Below are 17,297 nucleotides of genomic sequence, written 5' to 3'. Positions count from 1 at the left end.
ATTAATAGTTCATGGCAGCGGAAATGTCTAGACCTCCAACTACATTAAGATTGGTTTCTTCTTCGGTTTCTTCCCCGTTGTTAAGGATGTTGGTTGGCTTTCCGCCATCTTCACCACCGTACTCGGCTACAAGGGCAGACAGGGCGTTAATCCCTTCTTCGTTGCTCATAGTTTCGGCGCCTTCTACGCCAGCAGCTACCAAAGCATTCTGAACGGCTGTAGTTGTATCGGCAGCAGCAGTTTGCAAGCCGCTAATGGTTCCTGCAGCAGTAGTTGCAGCGGTGTTTGCAGCATCTAAAGCAGCCGCATTTTGCACCAAAACACCTTCTAAGGCGGTGGCTTGGGCATCTGTAAGCAAGATGCCGTTTTCTGTTTCTCCCTCGGAAAATTCTGCACCAATAGCAGCCTCAATCGAAGGAACATTTAATTTATTCATCGTAGATCTAGATTTATGTGATTGTGTTTGTGTTGTGTCTTGTTTTTGGGATTCCTCCTCGCTTAGTGCCATCACCTTATCGACAGCCGTTTGCAAAGTGCCTATTTCATCGATAAGCCCTTTTGCCAGGGAAACGTCCGCGCCATAGGTTCCGCCCTCCAGAACATCCTTGCTAATGCCGGGCCTAACACCCAACATATCTTCGTGGAAGGTATCCGTGATTGGGTCTAGTACATTTTTAATATACCCTTTGGAATCACCTGCAAGAAGGTCCTGAAAGTCTTTGTTTTTTTGGGTCGATTTTGTGGCGTATTCAGTGATCACCTTTGCACCCATCTTTTCGTAAGCCCCGGTAAAATCGATAAAATTGATCATGGTTCCGATACTGCCAATGTCATCGGCTCTTTTGTTGGCCACTATGTGCTTGGCGGCACTACCAATGTAATAGGCAGCAGAGCACATTAAACCGTCCGTATAGCTCACTACTGGCTTAGGGTACGATTTAATGTAATCGTGAAACTCTGGCGTGCCAGATACCTGTCCGCCACCGCTATCGATGTCCAACACCACGCCTGCACAATTAGGATCGCGCCTAAAGCTTTCCATGGTGCGTTGCTTGGCCTTGGTTCCCCTTGGGCCACATTCTTGGCTGTACTTGGTAATAGGGTCTTTTAGCGGAATTATGGCCACATAGGAATCCGTATTACTCGAGGCATCAAAGGAAGACGCATTTACAACCCCAAACGTAGCAGAGGCTACAAAAGCCTCTGGTTGTTTGTTGCTGGGGACCGCCAATGGTTGGTTGCCGTTAAGCAACGTAAACAGGGTAGGTAAAAGAGATTGGCCGTAATGTTCATCAATGAACCAACGGCCGTTTAATAAGGAATGTAAATTATTGATACTCATTCGTAAGGTTTAACCACCTTACAAACATATAAGTACCTCTATTTTTAAAATAGGACAGAAAATCACAGAGGCTTAATCGCTCATAATCACGGGTTTTTGGGGTATTTTTCCAGCTATTTCTATACGGGTGTAGCTACCGTCTTCAAAATTTTTACCGTTGCTGTACTGATAGGAAAACGTGAGGGGGAATTTTTTACTGCCGTACATTTTTTGGAGTCCAGACGGTTTTATGCCAATGATCACCACTTTTTGGCGGTTGTATTTATCCAAAAAAGAATCTAGCGCCTTGGATTGCACGCCAAATTCCACTGCCGCCTTTATATTGTACATGGTTCCGGAGGTGGTTTCGCTCGGGGTCTCATTTATGCTGATAGACTCCCCAACGGGCAGTACGTCCAACACATCTTGCGAAGGTGCTATATTAACCAGATGCGCATTTTCGTTGGTTATATGCGCTGGACATTTGGCCAGTTCTTCCAAGGTAACTATGTGAAGGTGAAGCCATCCGCCCGGTTGTTCTTTATTAATAGTGTCTAGGGTAGTCATATTCTTTTTTAAATTAGGACAAATAAAACATTTGCGAAAACTGTCACACTCGGAAGCCTTGTTTTCATTGGGCTTAACCGTTTTTCTGCACGCCCATGTTACGGGTTTGTCACTTTCTTGTGCCTAAAGAAGTCTCTATAGATAGATTCTGGCGATAATTCGTCCTCGGAAATGTTGTAAAACCTTAAGAATTGGTTGATCGCCTGCACTGTACTTTGCTTGTTAAGGCTATTGTGCTCGGGGTTTATAAACTTTAGATCGGCACCCATAGAAACTTCTATATAGCCGTACATGTCGTTACGGAAAACCTTCTCTATCATTTCCTCCAGACTCTTTTGCTTTACGGAGGAAAAGGAAAACCCTTCCCTGTTGACGATCGATGGCGGAATGTTTAGCTGGTAGTACGATTCTTTGCTCAGGTTTACCGGTTTTCTACGGTATTGCTTATCTAGCACATCTACAATGTACTTTCCTAACCAGGATCGTCTGGTTACACAGTGAGACCCTCCGTACTTTTGAGACAGGTACTTGGTCAGATACGATTTAAGCGGCACGTTTACAGTTACAGTTCCAGGCATAATTCAGGGCGGTTTTTAAACCTATTAAAGTACGAATTATCCCTTAATAAAGGAAGTTTTTACCTCGTAATTTTGCCCCGAAAGACCAATAGAATAGGCAGTTTTAGTGTTTTTATGAGTGTCCACAACTTCAAAATATGGATGCTTGTTTTTTCGCAACGATTTTATGGCACTGGCAATGCTTGCCGGGTCCCCTGCAGTCTTAATTTCTCTTAAATAAGAGGTAGGTCCGTTTTTAACGCGTTTTTGCTCTCTTTTGAAAATTTTTACAAGATCTTCCATGTGCTTCTTTTTAGGATTAAGTGTTAAAAAATTAACTTTTATCAGAAAACAAAGAAAAAAAAACGCGCGCAGCTAGATTAGGACGTCATTTTAGAAACAGGAATAATTTTTGGCAGGAAAAAAATTTAAAAGCTCTCAAACGCAACATAAAACTGTAACTCTGTAACCTTTTACTTATTTAGTTTGTAACTATTTTATTTTTAAATAGTTAAGTAGTTACAGTTTAATAAATTCTTTTTGTAACCAGTTCTTTTTATAGAAAATAAAACTGTAACCGGTTTATTCTATAGTTAATTGGTTACAGTTTTTTTGTAACCTTTAATAATAGTTACAACTTATAAAATAAAACTGTAACCAATAGAAACCCAATAAAAACGGCTCTTCCCAAGCATTTTTTCAAGTCGGTTACAAAGTTACAGTTTTTTTTACCTTTTTATTGGTGGGGGGAGGGGAGGAAAACAGCCCCGAAAAAGAAAAACTTTTAGGTTGAAATCTGAAAACAAAAAAAGCCCTAGACGAATAATCCAGGGCTTTTCTGAGGTGATAGATTTAATTACTTATTCAGGGTCGTGAAAACCTTCTTAGGTATTAAGGTTTTCTTTTTGGCTTATCTTCGGAAGCCATTTTTTTATACCCTTGTTTTAATTCTTTTCTTACCTCGGGCAATTGTTTTTCTTGAGGGAGGTTTTCCGGAGATTTACCAACGTTCTCTGCTACTATCTTTCTTACTTCCCTTCCTACTTCGTAATGGGTCTGCTCCAGGTTCGATTGTCCTTTTACATCCTTGTTTTTAATACGTTCTTCGGTTTGTGTAATACGGAATAAATTTGCAGCCAATTCGGTACGCCCCATGTTATCCATTAACTTCCCTTTTTTTACACCTCTTTTCTTCTCTAATTGCCAAGACTTCATATTATACATACCAACATATCCGGCATTTTGAAAATTAGCATAGTTAACCACTCCAGCGCTCTTTGCTGCAGAAGCCAAGGACTTGTTTCCTTCTGTTAACTCTTCCCGTATTAACAGCCTATCAATTTCCGTATTGTCCTGAATATACAATTCGAATTTTCTAGTCTGTTGAGCAAAATAAGATTGTGCTTCTGCTACCTGTATTTTCTTAGGATCACCATTCATCACCGTTATGTAGCAGGCAAAACGGGTAAGTTTAAAATCTTGCGTATCCTGCCCGTCAACTTCTCTTTGTTTGGCCACGATATTATCGTAGTGCGGAATGTTTAAAGAAACAAGTGCTTTAGTGGCTCTGTCCAAAACTTTCTGAAAAGATTTCATGTTTGGGTATCCAAGCATTTTCATTAAATCGGAAGCCCACCAATAGGTCATTCCGTTTTCGTTTTTAAAATCCTCAAATGTCGGATTCGTATTAGGGTTTTCTGTAATATCAGTCATGATAGTTTGTTGACATTAATCTGTTTGCGAATGTACAATTTAATAAAATTACCTGAATGTATTTCGCTTAAATTATTATAGTTCTATATGTAACTGTTTTAACCACAAAACCCCCGACAAATTGCCGAGGGTTTTCGTTTTAGATGTATGGGGGCCGATTAAAAAGGCAAATCGTCTTCTTCATTGTTGGCGGTAGTTTGCACTCCTTGTGGTTCTGGTGGCGTGCTTTGGGCTCCAGGAGCGTTTTGCGGCTTGTTGTTTAGCATAATCATATCTTTTACCACAATCTCGGAAACGTTCCGGTTGGTGCCGTCCTGTGCGGTATAGGTTCTATGGGTAAGCTTCCCTTCTACAAAAAGCCTATCGCCCTTCTTTACGTATTGCTCGGCTATTTCGGCAAGCTTAGCCCATAGCACCAGATTGTGCCAATAGGTAGTACTCTGCTTTTGTCCCTGGGCATCCTTATAGGTTTCTGTAGTGGCCATAGACATGGTGGTTACCGTAGTGCCCGATTCTAATTTTCTAACCACTGGCTCTTGCCCTATGTGGCCTATTAATTCTATTTTATTTAATGATTTCATTTGTGTATTGTTATTTTAATGATACTTTAGTGATTTTTGATTAATAAGTTATGGAAGAGATAAAAAAACATACTGAAGGCGAGGTTAAAGACATTATTCTTAAACACGCTTTAGAAAAGAGCAACAAAACCATTTCGGCAAGGGAAATAAAAATTATTTTTCCAGGAATAACTTTTGAAGAAATTCAATTTTTGTTGGAAAAAATGCAGAACACGGTTGATAAAGTTGCTGATGTTAGAATAAGTAAAACAAATTGCTTTTTAATTGCAAATGAAATTACCAATCAATTTTTAACTCAAGGGGGGTTTTCAAAAATTGAAAAAGATGCTGCGGAACAAGAAAAAAAACGAGCCCATAAAGAGCATTTAGAGTTAGAGGGTTCCATAACTAGTTTAAGATTAAATAAATGTAAACTGAAAACATTTCCTTGGTTTTTTTCTTTTGCCTTGATAGGGGCCGGGCTGAGTGTTTATAACTTTATACAAAGCCTACGGCCAACAAAAACTGCAATACAGCATTCAGAACGACTAGAGAAAATGCAAGCGGAAATAGAAACATTGCATACTTATATTTCACTCCAAAAAAATCAAGATTCTTTGCAATCGACCAAGGTTTTATATGAAAATACATATACGCCAACATTGAAAAGTAAAGGAGAATGAACGCAATAAAGATAGTTGATAACATACTGTTTTATTTTAAATTAATTTTTATTGTTTTAGTTGCAGAATCAATAGACAACATTGCTTATTGTAAGGATGCAAAATCCGTCTTGCAATCCGTATACACCTCCCTCGAACACATCAATAATTTTTCTTCTATACGTCATACCTGTTGGGGTGTTTCGATTAGTGACTACAACAAAAGTTATAAAATCGCCCTCTTTATAGTTTCTGTCATTCTTCCTTAATTCCCAAGGCTTAACACCTCTAAGGTGTTTGCTTGCGTAATCTGCTAATATTTTAATTTTGTGATCCATTTTAAGTGTTTTTACTTTTCAATTCATTTATAAATATTGGCCAAAATTTGCTCCAAAAATTATCAAACGATGGACTTATGGTTTCCACTAAATCTGGACAATTATTTTCCATTTCTAAAATCTCATCGCAATTCCACATTTTACGAATAAACTCCTCTTTATTAGAGGAATTCTTTAATGTTTTCAATTCTCTTTTAAGTTCTTTTTTTTCATAGCTATCTGTAGCGTACTCATTAATCCTGTCCTTTAAGGATGATATTGTTTTTTCCAGATCAAAGTATTTATCCTCCCCAAACTTACCTGCCACATAATGCTTGTCTAGTCCAATAAGAAACTCTTTAAATGGTATGCCGCATGCTCCCCAGTAAAAGGACCATGACCCATAGTCAGAAGATATGGATAGTCTGCCTTGGTTTTCGCTATAGTCAAGGTAAAATTTAGCAAAAGAATAGTGCTTACCTATTATTTCTATGCACTCTATCTGTGTTTTAGTTATTCTATATTCTAAACTCATACTTTTAGTTTTCTTGGTTTAATTATTAATCCATATCACGTACACTAATCCTGCCGTTGCCCCTATTGAATTAGCTATCTTGTCTTTGATGTCTTCATTTCCTGCAAGCTCTCTTATAGCTCCTATGACTATGGTTATTACAAAGGCTAATAAAGCTGCTAAATTGTTGCTTTCGATGTAAGGAGATAATAATCTATGAATCAGTACCACTCCTATTAAACAGGTCTCTGCATGGACTATCTTGTCCAGACCTATTATTGATATTAAATTATTTAAATGCTTCATGGTTTGTTTTTAATTGGCTTTAGTTTAAATTCTTCTCTATGAACGTGCTCTATGGTCCGTACCATGGCATCTTCCCACTCGTTTACTTTAACAATCTTTTTAAAGGTGTGTGGCATTCCCCATTTCCCAGAGTTTAATTTACGCTCTACACGTATCTGATACCCTTTTACCGTGTTGCCGTAGCTAACAACGGGCTCGGGAAACACCCGAACCCCTATTTTTAGAAGTTCGGACGTTAATTTCTGTGTTTCCAAAGTGTTAGTACGGAATGTCGTCTTCATAATTTGGAGTTTCTGGCTCCTCTGGGAGCTCTGTTAATATGGTGTCTAGCTTGGTCTTTATGTAGAAGAGTTCTTGGGACTTTCCTTCAAATTTTTGAATAATACGCCCATCTCCAGATTTGTCTATTTCTTTGGGATTTAGAATGAAGTTATTTAGTTTGCAATAGGCTTTTACGGACTTCTTAAAATTGTTGGCCGATTTCTTTCCTTGCGCTACACGCTGGTAGTCCTGAAAAGCATCTACACGGCTAATAAGACGGTCTAGCTTATCATTGCTCTCAGAGAAATATACAGTAGCCCAGTTGCGGAATGCATCTCCCATTTCGCTCATTAGGTTACGCTTGTTTACGTTGTCCATTGGCGGGTTAATTTTAGTAGGGCTAGCCAAAAAGAACTGCACGCATTGCGCACAAAAAACATAAAAAGAATTATACTCTTCTTCCGTAAAATCATCAAACAAGTTTCTACCTCCAAAATCATCGCTCACACGCCTAGTCTGCATATATTCGTTGTCTTTATTCTCATGGTAATAATCGCTGTTTACGGTAAAAAGAATTCTTCTTGAACTTGAAGGATCCAATGCCAAGGGCGGAAAGTTAGAGGTGCCGCAAAGCTTAGGAGAATCTATAAAGTCTATAGTATACCCTTTAGAGTTCTTTGGGTTTACCTTCATCTTGCCGGTGATTTCTGAAAAGAACTGTTGAAAAGGAAAGTACTGATTCATGTCGTCAATAAAGATATAATCGGTTTCTTGCGTAACCCCGTCAAATAAGAACTCGCTATCTACCGCTTTTTTGCTTCGACCAGGAATAAAGAACTGGTTAAACATTATTTTTTGCAGATAATCGTACATCAAGGACTTTCCAGAGCCTCCGTGGCTTTCGCCCATGTCGCTCAGCTTATTATCCATTCCAAAAACAAACCACGCTTTACTTTTATTCTTAAACTTATGCAGCAAATACCCTAAAGCATATATTTTATTTATAAGGTGCTGCTTTTGCTCTAACTGCTCGTCCGGACTTAGGTTTGGACCCGATATACTAAATTGATGCTCTTTAAAATACGCTTCTCTATCGGCATCGTTTTTCCCTTTAAAACTATCCTCTAGCTCCTTTCGCCAGTGTATACGACTGGTATTTATAAGGTAGTTTAAAAAAGGATTGTCCTTCTTAAGAATCTCTATAGTATCATCCCCGTCTACGTCTTTGGAGATTTTAAAATGTGGCTCTTCAAAACTAGCTTCAAAATTTCGCTCCGAAATATTGGTGGGGTGCTGAATCACCTTTTCTTCCATCACCATTTTATCTATGATGCCTTTTTTATGAACCGTAATTCCTTCCTTTTTAATCTCGACCACGTTTTTCTTAAAGAACCAGTATTGCGTATAAGCGTCACAGTCCTTAAAGTCTATATCTACCATAGGCAGCTTAGAAAGCATGGCCTCCTTTAAGTAAGGGGTTTTTTTAACCATATTCCTCAGCGGAACAGGCATTTGCCTTTCTTCTAAAAATTTATTTACAAAATTCTCTATCTTGTTAGGAGATGCCCGGCACACCGTATTACCATCAATATGTATATAACAGTATTCGTCTTTCTCAAAAGGTGTATCTAGTCTAAAAAAGCCCTGGTGCTGTAAAAAATGTTCGGCATGTACAATATTGTAATGATACTTTACGCCTTTATCTGTCTTTTGCTCTTCCCAAAATTTCATTGGCAAGGCGTTGTCTATCATTTTCTTTAGAAGCTTGCTAAACTTAGAAGGGTCTTTACTGTTGTATTTTAAATTAACGAAATCTAAAAAATCCTTCCTAGGGTTTCCTCTCCAGTCCTTAGATTTAAGCATATATTGAGGCAGCCAGATGGTTTTAATATCTAAAAACTGCATCCCTAATCTTACACCTTCGCGCACTCCGGTATTATCTATATCTGGCAAGTTGTAAATGTTATAGGACAAGCCGCTAAGAACCTTGTACTGGTTGCCGTTTAGGCCGGCAGTCTCACTGTTTAGCCAAATAACATTATACCCAAAAGAAGCCATATTTAAGGCATCCCTGTCTCCGGAGCAAAGGATAAGATTGTCTAGTTTAAACTTAACATCCTTGGCCGGACTCTCCTCGTCCACGTCTTTTTCTGCCTGTTTTTTAAGCCTAGCGAACTCTGATTTTACATCGTCTAGCCCAAAAATATGATCTTGCGGCCTACCTCCGGCATACCTAAAGCGGTAAGACTTATCGGCAGATTTTGGCTGGTATATTTTTTGCCAAGTCCCAAAATCGTACACAAAAATAGGATACTCTTCCGTAGACGCTGTTGTTATTACTTCATTGTCCTTAACGTAACTATAACTGTTTACGGCTTTTAAACAGAACCTTTTAGCTATTGCATTGGTTACCTTGGGGCCAATAACAGCAAGCTCGCTGTCGGTCAGTTCTTTTTTATAATCAAACAAATAAGACCCCTTAGTTTCTTCCGCAGTTTTAGGACGCTTGCTAATCTCTGGTTTTGCAGTATGTGTAAAATCCTTGTACGCTACATTGTAAAGTTTCGCTAGTTTTTTACATGCTTCCCCAAAGGTTAAATTATCTTCGAACATGCAAACTCCTATGCCGTTTTTAGGCTTATCCCAAGCTCCCCAATCAATGACAAGCCATGTTCCTTTATCTGTTTGCTTAAGGGACGAGGAAGCGGTTTTATCATCGCTTCGCATTTTAAACTTCTTGCTTTTATTTTGCTCACTAATATGAGCTTCTGGATAATAATCTAGTATTATCTGTAGACCGCCATTGGTTTGCTCCAATATGGCGTCTGCGAACGGAAATTCTTTCATTTGGTTAGTTGTGCGTTGAAATTAATTCTGGGTTAACAACTTCTATTTCTTTAATTGCCTTCCAAAGCGGCACCTTGCCTTTATCTGTTGGAACTGATTGTCTTTTCTGCAGCAAACTCTTTAATTGAGACTGATACCCAACCCTAATAATTTCCCTATCCTTTAAAGGAATGTTGTTGTTATGGTCATAAGTGGCAGCAATTTGCGCTTTGCAACGGTCTATAGACTTTTCTAAGGGCGTCATAGTTTCCGTTTCATATTTATGCTCAAAAAATACGCGGTAAGAGAAATCTATTCTAGGACTGCCACATTTAGGGCAACAAACTACCTTGGGGAACATTTCTTTTATAGTGTCTTGGGTGTGCTTGGGAACCGGAAAAGATTCTATGGTTACCAACAGGTTTTTTTCTGCTATAAACTGGCTGCAATTAGCGCATTGGCACTTTAATTTTACATTCTTTAAACTCATGGCTAGGCAATTATATGTTGTTGAAGAGATAATTTTAATAGAGCGGTTTTGGTAGACACCCCTACAGATCTAAAAAGGTTGGCTTTATGAAAGTCTAAGGTTTTAAGACTAATACCAAGGGCATCTGCAATGGCCTTGTCTGGCATGTCGCTCCCTATAAGGTCTATTATAATAAGCTGTCTGGGCGTTAGCTCGTGGTCGTTAATGGTAATTTTCTTAGAGTTCCACAAAAGACTTGGGCAGTTCTGGGAATCTCTAAAGTTTTCTGAGGGTGCCAATTCTCCGTTTACAATATCCGGGGTATTGTCTAGCTCCCCATATATATAATAGGTATATAGCTCTACCTGTCTGCGCAGGTCTTCGGAAACACCCTGTAAAAACTCTACCGCCTTATGGTCTTTTAGGTAGGAATTTCTTAGAAGTTCGTAAAAGTGAAAAGGGAGATCTGTAAAGTAGCGGCTTTGGCCGTTCTGCAACCAAATAACCTCTTTGGTCTTGCGGATTCCGACAAATTCTACGTTACAATCGTTGGGCATCACCCCTGCTACTTGCGGGGTATTGGTAAAATGGGTACTTTTGTAATTGTTAATCATTGTGTAAATGGTTTTTGATTAATGATATTTAAAGCCCATAGCTCCTAACTATGGGCTTTTTTGTTTTATATTGTTTTCTGAACAAGAAAATTATTTAAAATGGACATTAAAATTAAATTACCCAACGTCACTACCACGTTGGAGATTGACAGAGACTCTAAGCCCAGAGACATTATCCTTGAGACCAATGGAATTTTGCAGTTCCGTATTATTGATCGTGATAGAGAAGAGGTCGCTATCAGTCTCAACAGAGAAGAAGCCCTTAATCTGCGAAACGCCCTCGACTTCATAGTCAACTCTAACACGCTTGACGACCTTTAGGTACTTACCAGTTGTATCAGTATCCCTTATTGGAGTAAGGGGCTTATTGCACTGACAGCATTCTGTTCTATTTGCCCTTGTTACTCGTCTGCAATGAGGGCATCTTATTACTAGCGGACCATCCGTTTGCTTCTCCTTTTTCTTATTCTTCACAGATTTAATAGCCTCTTGCAATACCTCAAGAATAGTTTCTGTAGAATTTTGATGCTGATTTTTTTCTTTATCTGACATTTTGTGTAAGTATTAAGTGATTAATGATTTTAGTAGTGGTTTAAAACATTTTAAGCTGATTCCTAATAGCTTTGGTCTTGTCGTTCTTGGCTAATTTTAATTGACGTTCCAGTTCAAAATAAGCCGCGACACTTTCTTTGGTAGGCTCTCTATAAAGTATATCTCTTAAGGTCTCCATAGCTTCCTTGGCCTCTTCTTGCCTTGCATGGGCTTCCCAGTGCTTTTTATAATTGCCAAATACTATTTCGTCAATAGTTGAATAAACCCAGAACTCGAACTCAACATCTAACCAAGCCGCAAACTTTAAAGCTAAGCGACGGTCAAAATAAATACCCATATGACCTCTGTTGTCTATTATTTTTCGATCTGAACGACCCCCATTTGGGGTTTGTTCAATGTGATTTTGAAACACTTTTATAAATGCCTTTGCATGGTCTGATTTTGTAAAGTGGTCAACTCTTTTGCTGAATAGTTTAGCCATTTCTGTAGCGTTCACCATAACGTTTCCGTCGTTTGGATTCACTAAAAAGTGAATGGTCGATTCTTTGTAGATAAAATCTAATGCTTTCATGTGCTTGTTGTTTTTAATGAAATTGTCTGAAATGTCTTTATGAAGGAAATTCTTAGGCTGTAAGAATTATTTTAAAAGACTTTTACGTGCCTTTATAATTTCTTTCTTTCTTTTTAAGGCCATATAAATAGCATGCTCTATGTCTTCATGGGGGTAGCCGTTCATTACATTTATAATCATAGACCTAGAGTGTTCCTCGCCCCTGGCATTTACAATCTTTAGCTCGCTAAGCATGTCTTGTACCGGGGCCACGTACCGGTAGCCCAACACGGCTACAATCTTCTTTTTTTCGGCTTCTTTTATCATAGTTTTACCCTATTTGTTTACTGATATTTTTATACTACCTTACTGATAGTTTAGTGATGCTAAATAAAGACAATTATACCTACCGTGCAAACAATTATATCTTTTTATAATGAGTATAAATAATAAAATTATACAATATCTTGATTTTAAAGGAATTAGCCAAAGACAATTTACTTCTAAATGTAAGTTATCAGAAGGAGTTTTAAGGCGTGGGAAGAATATAGGAAGTGGATATTTAAAGACAATAAAGACAAATTACCCTGATTTTAATATTAACTGGCTCCTCTTTGATGAGGGAGAAATGATCATTAAGCCGTCTATGCCTCTAATGCAAGAGCCTCAATCAGAACAAAAAGTAGCCAACTGTATTAATTGTAAAAATTTGGAAAGATTGCTAGAAAGCAAGGAAGAACTATTAAGGTCTAAAGACGAAACCATTTCAGCTTTAAACAAACTTTTAGGAACAGATAATGGTGGGAAAAGTAAAGCTTCCTAACGATTGTATAAGGACGGATTTTCTGACGAGCGCGAAAATAGAATTAATAAATAACCAAAAAAACCAAAACATATGTATGAACAAAGTGAATTCGAAAACAATGATTTCTTGACAGTTCTAAAAGGTGGCTTTGAAATATCCGCTTGGAGCGTTAGCACTATTAAAGAAACACTAGATATAGACGATATGACCTTTGCTTATTTAATACAAAGAGCTACAAATGAGTGTAAACACCAAGGAATAAAGAAGGCTTTTAACGCTGGATTCATCTTTCACAAAAATGAATTGCAAGAAATTACCTCAATAGGAATGCACCTACTGTGCTCAATAAACTACGCTCTTAAAGGTCAAGATTTTTTAGTCGATCATTTGCATTATTTTAAAGAGAAGGCGCTTAAAGATCTAATTAGGTATCACGGCTTTAGCCAACACGCTAGTCGCCCGAAACGAAAAAACAATGTCCCTGAAGAGTTTAGAGCAAAATCTTTTGAAGACATTGCTGTATATCAAGGAAAAGTTATTTCAGATAATTTAAGAAATCCAAATCTTGACATCCAGGATAAGACTCACAAGTTCTATAATAAGAAGGTTTTAATTACTGGAGACTTTGAATTATTGAATAGGGCTCAAATGGCCTCATTAATTCATGAAGCTGGCGGATTCAATAAAGGTATAGCTAAAAGCTTGGACTATGTAATAATAGGGATCAACCCTGGTCCTTCAAAAATGAAAAAAATTGAGCAATACGGAATACCTACTTTAAACGAATCTGAATTTTTAAAATTATTCCCAGATATAAAAAATTAACAACATGATAAATACCCACATAGAATTCACTTTTAAGATCACCGAAGAAGAAAATGGGGAACTGAGCAAGGCCATAGATAGGGTCGTAAAAAAAGAGCAAGACAACAACGATAAGTAAAGAAATTACCCCCTTTGTCCCACTCGTGTCCCAATAAAATATTAAAACGTTAATTATTAATAACTTATAACGCATGTATAATCCTGTCGAGGTCACATCACTCAAGAAACCACACTAATTTTAGTGTGGTTTTTTTGATTTTAGGAGCTTCAAAAGCAGTATTGCTGGATCAAGCTCAAAAGTTGTGTGTAGTTAAAATTATCAGGTAACACAATAACAATAATCAACCTTTGATCGGTCTTTCAATACTTTTTTCCATCGATGAAAAAAGTATTCAAAAAAATCAAGACTGATTTCTCCTTTTTTGAAATCTACGGATTTTCCACCCCCACAGCACCCAGGCCGCTTTCACTAAGGTAAAGATGGGCTGCCGGACGCCTTTCTTAAGCCAATTTGAAAACTCCTTGATTTACTACCAAAGGAGAAAGTAAGCCGAAAACTTTTGGCAGATGCCACTTGTGAGGTCTTCAAATGCTGTTTACCACTATTTAGGAGTACTTCAAAGCAACAGACTCAAGTTGTGGGTTTTTAATTAAATTAATTTAACAAGCTAGAGTCCTATTACCATCTTAAAGGATACTGAATTCGCTGCTTCTTCGGCAGAACTCTTCGCTCACTTATAGCGTTTTTAAGCCGCTTCATCAGATTGCTTCAAGCAAGGGCCCAAAAAAAAGAAAAAACACTAATAGCAACTGGCTAACGCTTTATTTTTTAACCAACTTCACATATTCAATAACTTTTTTAATCGTTTTATTTGGTTCATTCTTTCTCCAGTTGATGTATAAATCTATTTCCTCATCTAATTCAACAAATCGCACATTCGGTACCTTCGCTAATTTAAATGACAACGGAAGAATAGAAATTCCAATTTCTTTAGACACCAGATTTAAAATCATCCCTCCAAAATCAGATTCAATTATTGTTTTTGGCTCAAACCCATGTTTGTTAAAAAAATTTCTTAACAGTGAAGCAAAGAATGTTTTTTGATGCAGACCAGAAATAATAAACTTTTCATCCTGCAATTCATTGAAGTCCCTTAAGGATTTTTTGTTCAGCCAGTGATTATAAGGAACTACCAAACAAATTGGTTCTGAGAATAATTTTAAGGAATCAATGCTAGCATTACTTATTTTATCTCTACTAAAGGCTATATCTGTTCGATAATCAGATAATAACTTTTCGTGATTTTCATCTGTCGGCTCCGTCAATTCTACTTTTAAGTCGGGCAAATTTGCATTCAAAGTTTCTAAAAACCGTGGCAGAAATCTAAAGGTAATGGATCCCGGATAGCTTATTGAAACAAACCCGGACATACCTTCATCAATTTTTTTTGCCTGCCTATGAATTTGGTCCAGCTCATTAATGGTAGCCGACCAATGTTCTTTAAGAAACTTCCCGGCATCGGTGAGTTTTACATTTCTTTTATCCCTTTCAAAGAGCTGGATTCCCATCTCATCTTCGAGAGATCTAATTTGTCTGCTTAAGGTAGATTGGGAAATAAAGACCTTTTCGGCTGTTTTCCAAAAATGCAATTCATTCGCAAGCTCTAAAAAGTTCTTTATTTGCTGAATAGTCATAATTAATGCGTTTTCTGCATTATACTATCAAAAATATGTATTTTTCTACGGGTAGCAAAACAGTTCCTTTGGCCCAAGATTTAATTTTAAAAATAAGGAACTGATGGGTATTGAAAATTTCATCACTTTTATGCTTACCGCGTTGATTTTTATAATGACGCCAGGAATGGATACAATTTTTGTATTGAACAAGTCTATTATTCAGGGCAGGCGATCTGGGATCTTTGCTACATTAGGTATTAATACAGGCGTATTAACCCATACCCTATTTGGAGCCTTGGGCTTATCGGTTTTACTTTCCAAATCTGAATTTGCTTTTTCTATGATTAAATATATTGGGGCTATTTATTTAATTTATCTAGGATATTTGAACCTTAGAAACAACAAAAATGTATTGAGTCCCCAGGAAACACCCCAACCACAGAAACGTGTAAAAAGTGATTTTTGGTCTGGATTTTTAACAAACTCTTTAAATCCGAAAGTTGCATTATTCTTTATAGCTTTCTTCCCTCAATTCATTAATCCTACACAAATAGAAAATCCTGTGCCTTTCATTTTATTGGGCTTCACATTCGCCATAATGGGTATAGCATGGTATTTAAGCCTCACTATATTTGCTAGTTTTTTTTCTGATAAAATCCTGAACAATCCAAGCACTAGCTTATGGTTAAATAAAGGAAGTGGTTTAATTTTTATATTAATGGGAATTAAAATTGCACTCCCTTAAAATTAAATACACTCCCACTTTTTGTTTATAAGGGAGTTTTACTTCAAAATTGATGTCCCTGCTGGGATAAAGCAAACAAGGGGAATTGAATAACTATATTCTAGAATCACCATTTAATCTTTCTGTAAGAACAATTTCCTTATGTAAAAGGACATCCATTGCACTATAATAAAAAGGCCAAAATCAGCATCTTACCACAATAAAAACATTGTAAGACGCCCATTTTAGCCTTGGTAATTCACGATCGATTAAGAGTATTAATCGTCTAATAAATCTATAATATCCTTAAGTTTTTCTTTCAATTGGGCAGCAATTTCATTGTTACCATCTTTATCTTCAGGGCTTATTTCAATAATCCCGTCTTGATTTCCATCAGTCGCCTGGGAAAGATCTACCCCTCCTACTCCATTAAGAAGTTGGGTCATATCGAATTGAATGGTTAAGCTTTGTTGATTTTCTACAATAACGAGATCCATTTTCGGATCTTCAAAATCGACTTCAATATCTTCATCAAAGTCGTGCCAAAAGATAAAGGGCACATTGTCAATCGTACCTTTTATTAATATAGATTTTCCAAAGAGGTCGCTGGTAGCATCTGCACTTTTATCTATTTTAAACTCTAATTCTTCATATGTTCCCACAGGAATTTCTGCATTTATAAAAGAAATCTCCCCTTTTAACAGATCTAACTCAAAAGGACCTTCCAATTCTATTTCATCTTCATAATCATAAAAGCCATCGTCATCCCATTGTTCATTTTCATCATCCTCGTAATCAAGGTCAAATTCCAGTTCAAATTCCTTAAGGTTGATTAAGAAATCACTCAGCACTACATTAGCACCCATTTCTTTTCCTGTTTTGGAAGATTCACCGCTATTATCGTCAAACTTAGCTTTGGCACTAATAGCCATGTTACCCTGTTTGTAAGATGTGCTGTCCTTGTCGCAACTCACTACAGTTAGCAACCCAAGAATTCCAACACCTACCTGAAAGAAGGTACTTTTTACCACGGATAAAACATTTCGATTTTCTGTACTCATCACTTTTAGTTTTATAATTGATTAGATATAACAACTGAAAAAGGAAATACCCTACCATAAAATAAAATATTTATAAAGACATCTCTTACACACATAAAATACATGTAGTTACCTTAAACAAGGTATACTATTCATGATCATTGAGACCATTCAAGTCGCTTATTTATTACATCCCCTATTCCCTTCTTTTCAAAATGTTTTTAGAGTTTAAAAGGAAGACTTCCAAGCTATAAAAGCTACAATCTCAAAAAATAAAAGATATGGGGCAAAATTTTTCGAAATATGTGGTGCTGTATTTCAAGATAATTATATATTTGCAGTCCGAAAAAATAGCAACTGTTTTATTAGAACAACCGCTGATATTTTCTTCGGGGTGTAGCGTAGCCCGGTTATCGCGCCGCGTTTGGGACGCGGAG

The 17,297-nt window shown here is 37.2% G+C and carries 22 protein-coding genes; 4 read left to right on the top strand and 18 right to left on the bottom strand.

Annotation, left to right across the window (positions count from 1 at the left end):
* Window position 1 precedes the first annotated feature (1 nt).
* From HCG49_RS16970 to HCG49_RS16945, 6 genes are all read right to left on the bottom strand, one after another.
* A complete protein-coding gene (locus tag HCG49_RS16970; protein ID WP_168470709.1) occupies window positions 2-1,342 on the bottom strand; it encodes a S49 family peptidase in 1,341 nt (446 codons plus the stop codon).
* 72 nt (window positions 1,343-1,414) lie between these two features.
* Entirely contained in the window at window positions 1,415-1,888 is a 474-nt protein-coding gene (locus tag HCG49_RS16965; RefSeq protein WP_168470708.1) for a hypothetical protein, read from the bottom strand.
* Between the two features lie 98 nt (window positions 1,889-1,986).
* Window positions 1,987-2,466: a hypothetical protein gene (locus HCG49_RS16960; RefSeq protein WP_168470707.1), complete on the bottom strand. Its 480-nt coding sequence runs from the start codon at window positions 2,464-2,466 to the stop codon at window positions 1,987-1,989.
* Between the two features lie 36 nt (window positions 2,467-2,502).
* The gene (locus HCG49_RS16955) at window positions 2,503-2,748 is read right to left on the bottom strand and encodes a hypothetical protein (RefSeq protein ID WP_168470706.1); all 246 of its coding nucleotides are present in this window, start codon (window positions 2,746-2,748) and stop codon (window positions 2,503-2,505) included.
* 588 nt (window positions 2,749-3,336) lie between these two features.
* Window positions 3,337-4,158, bottom strand: coding sequence for a BRO family protein (locus HCG49_RS16950; protein WP_168470705.1), 822 nt, complete (start codon window positions 4,156-4,158; stop codon window positions 3,337-3,339).
* A gap of 158 nt (window positions 4,159-4,316) precedes the next feature.
* Complete coding sequence (locus tag HCG49_RS16945) at window positions 4,317-4,739, bottom strand: single-stranded DNA-binding protein (protein ID WP_168470704.1); 423 nt, start codon at window positions 4,737-4,739, stop codon at window positions 4,317-4,319.
* Between the two features lie 50 nt (window positions 4,740-4,789).
* Here HCG49_RS16945 and HCG49_RS16940 point away from each other — a divergent pair, with 50 nt between their 5' ends.
* Complete coding sequence (locus HCG49_RS16940; RefSeq protein WP_168470703.1) at window positions 4,790-5,401, top strand: hypothetical protein; 612 nt, start codon at window positions 4,790-4,792, stop codon at window positions 5,399-5,401.
* Window positions 5,402-5,469: 68 nt separating this feature from the next.
* Here the strand turns inward: HCG49_RS16940 and HCG49_RS16935 are convergent, their stop codons facing one another.
* From HCG49_RS16935 to HCG49_RS16890, 10 genes are all read right to left on the bottom strand, one after another.
* Window positions 5,470-5,718 (bottom strand): DUF3850 domain-containing protein, encoded by a 249-nt coding sequence (locus HCG49_RS16935; protein WP_168470702.1) that lies wholly within the window; start codon window positions 5,716-5,718, stop codon window positions 5,470-5,472.
* Window position 5,719: 1 nt separating this feature from the next.
* Window positions 5,720-6,232 (bottom strand): hypothetical protein, encoded by a 513-nt coding sequence (locus HCG49_RS16930; RefSeq protein ID WP_168470701.1) that lies wholly within the window; start codon window positions 6,230-6,232, stop codon window positions 5,720-5,722.
* Between the two features lie 18 nt (window positions 6,233-6,250).
* Complete coding sequence (locus HCG49_RS16925) at window positions 6,251-6,517, bottom strand: hypothetical protein (protein ID WP_168470700.1); 267 nt, start codon at window positions 6,515-6,517, stop codon at window positions 6,251-6,253.
* On the bottom strand, window positions 6,514-6,798 hold the full coding sequence (locus HCG49_RS16920) for a hypothetical protein (protein ID WP_168470699.1): 285 nt from the start codon (window positions 6,796-6,798) through the stop codon (window positions 6,514-6,516). The genes HCG49_RS16925 and HCG49_RS16920 overlap by 4 nt, the downstream gene beginning before the upstream one ends.
* Complete coding sequence (locus tag HCG49_RS16915) at window positions 6,776-9,625, bottom strand: hypothetical protein (protein ID WP_168470698.1); 2,850 nt, start codon at window positions 9,623-9,625, stop codon at window positions 6,776-6,778. Before HCG49_RS16915 ends, HCG49_RS16920 begins: the two co-directional genes overlap by 23 nt.
* Window positions 9,626-9,629: 4 nt before the next feature.
* Window positions 9,630-10,094 (bottom strand): hypothetical protein, encoded by a 465-nt coding sequence (locus tag HCG49_RS16910; protein ID WP_168470697.1) that lies wholly within the window; start codon window positions 10,092-10,094, stop codon window positions 9,630-9,632.
* Between the two features lie 2 nt (window positions 10,095-10,096).
* Window positions 10,097-10,687, bottom strand: coding sequence for a helix-turn-helix transcriptional regulator (locus HCG49_RS16905; RefSeq protein ID WP_168470696.1), 591 nt, complete (start codon window positions 10,685-10,687; stop codon window positions 10,097-10,099).
* A gap of 117 nt (window positions 10,688-10,804) precedes the next feature.
* Window positions 10,805-11,239 (bottom strand): hypothetical protein, encoded by a 435-nt coding sequence (locus tag HCG49_RS16900; protein WP_168470695.1) that lies wholly within the window; start codon window positions 11,237-11,239, stop codon window positions 10,805-10,807.
* 40 nt (window positions 11,240-11,279) lie between these two features.
* Entirely contained in the window at window positions 11,280-11,810 is a 531-nt protein-coding gene (locus HCG49_RS16895; RefSeq protein WP_168470694.1) for a KilA-N domain-containing protein, read from the bottom strand.
* Between the two features lie 66 nt (window positions 11,811-11,876).
* Window positions 11,877-12,116 carry a hypothetical protein gene (locus tag HCG49_RS16890; RefSeq protein ID WP_168470693.1) on the bottom strand — a complete coding sequence of 80 codons (240 nt, stop codon included), beginning with the start codon at window positions 12,114-12,116 and terminating at the stop codon, window positions 11,877-11,879.
* A 109-nt stretch (window positions 12,117-12,225) separates the two neighbouring features.
* Here HCG49_RS16890 and HCG49_RS16885 point away from each other — a divergent pair, with 109 nt between their 5' ends.
* Both HCG49_RS16885 and HCG49_RS16880 read left to right on the top strand, forming a co-directional pair.
* On the top strand, window positions 12,226-12,612 hold the full coding sequence (locus HCG49_RS16885) for a hypothetical protein (protein ID WP_168470692.1): 387 nt from the start codon (window positions 12,226-12,228) through the stop codon (window positions 12,610-12,612).
* A 72-nt stretch (window positions 12,613-12,684) separates the two neighbouring features.
* Complete coding sequence (locus tag HCG49_RS16880) at window positions 12,685-13,419, top strand: BRCT domain-containing protein (protein WP_168470691.1); 735 nt, start codon at window positions 12,685-12,687, stop codon at window positions 13,417-13,419.
* An 822-nt stretch (window positions 13,420-14,241) separates the two neighbouring features.
* On the opposite strand, the gene HCG49_RS16875 is transcribed toward HCG49_RS16880, so the two are convergent.
* Window positions 14,242-15,114 carry a LysR substrate-binding domain-containing protein gene (locus tag HCG49_RS16875; protein ID WP_168470690.1) on the bottom strand — a complete coding sequence of 291 codons (873 nt, stop codon included), beginning with the start codon at window positions 15,112-15,114 and terminating at the stop codon, window positions 14,242-14,244.
* 103 nt (window positions 15,115-15,217) lie between these two features.
* On the opposite strand from HCG49_RS16875, the gene HCG49_RS16870 reads away from it, so the two are divergent.
* Window positions 15,218-15,841 (top strand): LysE family translocator, encoded by a 624-nt coding sequence (locus HCG49_RS16870; RefSeq protein ID WP_168470689.1) that lies wholly within the window; start codon window positions 15,218-15,220, stop codon window positions 15,839-15,841.
* A 257-nt stretch (window positions 15,842-16,098) separates the two neighbouring features.
* Here the strand turns inward: HCG49_RS16870 and HCG49_RS16865 are convergent, their stop codons facing one another.
* Window positions 16,099-16,881 carry a hypothetical protein gene (locus HCG49_RS16865; RefSeq protein ID WP_168470688.1) on the bottom strand — a complete coding sequence of 261 codons (783 nt, stop codon included), beginning with the start codon at window positions 16,879-16,881 and terminating at the stop codon, window positions 16,099-16,101.
* Between the last annotated feature and the right edge of the window lie 416 nt (window positions 16,882-17,297).

Origin of the sequence: Arenibacter sp. 6A1, assembly GCF_012272855.1 — a bacterium.
Classification (GTDB): Bacteria; Bacteroidota; Bacteroidia; order Flavobacteriales; family Flavobacteriaceae; genus Arenibacter.
The sequence above is the reverse complement of the archived record's forward strand: the minus strand, read 5'-3'. Positions and strand labels throughout refer to the sequence as shown.